Below are 1,385 nucleotides of genomic sequence, written 5' to 3'. Positions count from 1 at the left end.
CTCCTAGTTATTGAAGCCAAAGGTGGTAGCGCAACTTGGGGGAGTCGAATGGCCGGAACAAAGCGTGCTCAACAAGGGTCTAGAGCCTATATGGATTCAATTTTTAAGAATTATGAAAAGAAACTAACAGAATATATAGCTGATCCGAAATATGGTGACCCAAATGAGGCTAAGTTTAACGAGCAGGTTAAAGAATTGAGTAAAATGCTTGATGAGTATGAGAGCGCTATTGAAATGGAAGATTTTATTGACAACCCTATCNGAATATATTGGTGTACAGCAAAAAGTCTCGGGTACAGAGGTAAAAGGAGCTATTNGATGCAACCATTTTTGATATTAAAAATATTTGAAGGATAGAAAATGATTAAGAATCATTATACGTATGCACCTGACACCTATAAAAGAAGTCAAGAACTTTACAATAAATTGTCAGATAACAAGGTTATTGAGGGGATCAAGAATAAACCCCACACTGCCATTTCTAGGCTGTATAAAAAGAACTTAAAAACACTTTTTATTGAAGCTCTTGAGCATCCAAATAGCCAAAATGCGTGGAAATATCTAGTACGTGCACAAGAACTAAGCTTAGGAATTTTTCAATCCAATGATAACCCTGGAAAGCCATTCAAACTTTGCTATGATAACCAACTAATTGAGCTCAATGGTGCACTAGACTCGAAAGAAGCCGATATATTTAACTGGCCTACCGCCATGTACCTCNGCAATAATTACGCGAAATCAAGATGCGATTGATTATCTAATTCAAGTTGATGATTCAGTTTTTAAAGCGNGCTAACTATGCTGAGCAATTCACTCCTTTTGATTACGCGCTAGTTGATTTGCTCAAAGCCATTTTTACGCCTGACGCAGACTTAGCCTCGGCAATTGAAAAAGCATTAATTACCAGTAACCCGGACGACTACAAATACGATGAGGCTTATCACTATGCTAGTAGACTCTACTGGCCCGTAGTTTCCGCAATTTTAGGTATATTTACCGATGATGGCGGCGTAGAGTTTAATCAGGCGATTGAAAAGGCAACGCTACTTCATAAAGAATACTACGATACCAAAGAAGAGAAATTTGAAATTGATGGCGCACTATCCATTCCTCTCACTGCCATGGCTTCATTAGCAAAAGACATTAAAGGCTATGATTTGACCACAGAAAATGGCTATATACCAGAGTGGCTGGTAAACCCTAACCCACCAAAATGATTAAGGTAAATTAAAAAAGAAGTCTAATTTGCTAAACCACACTCTTTAACAACATGAATGTTACAAGGCTAGGTTCAATCACCTTCCTAGCCTACACTTCTCACCAAATTTCTTCTGCTGCTTTCATGTACATTTTTAATTAGAGAAACCACGGTTGTTAATCTTTAA

General features: G+C 37.7%; 1 protein-coding gene. It reads left to right on the top strand.

Translation table 11 applies throughout. From position 1 onward, the window contains the following. The first annotated feature begins 770 nt into the window (after positions 1–770). Positions 771–1,217 (top strand): immunity 49 family protein, encoded by a 447-nt coding sequence (locus tag CKO50_RS24605; RefSeq protein ID WP_255229519.1) that lies wholly within the window; start codon positions 771–773, stop codon positions 1,215–1,217. Positions 1,218–1,385 lie beyond the last annotated feature (168 nt).

The organism is Pseudoalteromonas sp. HM-SA03, assembly GCF_002289345.1.
In the GTDB taxonomy this organism is placed as follows: Bacteria; Pseudomonadota; Gammaproteobacteria; order Enterobacterales; family Alteromonadaceae; genus Pseudoalteromonas.
The sequence above is the reverse complement of the archived record's forward strand: the minus strand, read 5'-3'. Positions and strand labels throughout refer to the sequence as shown.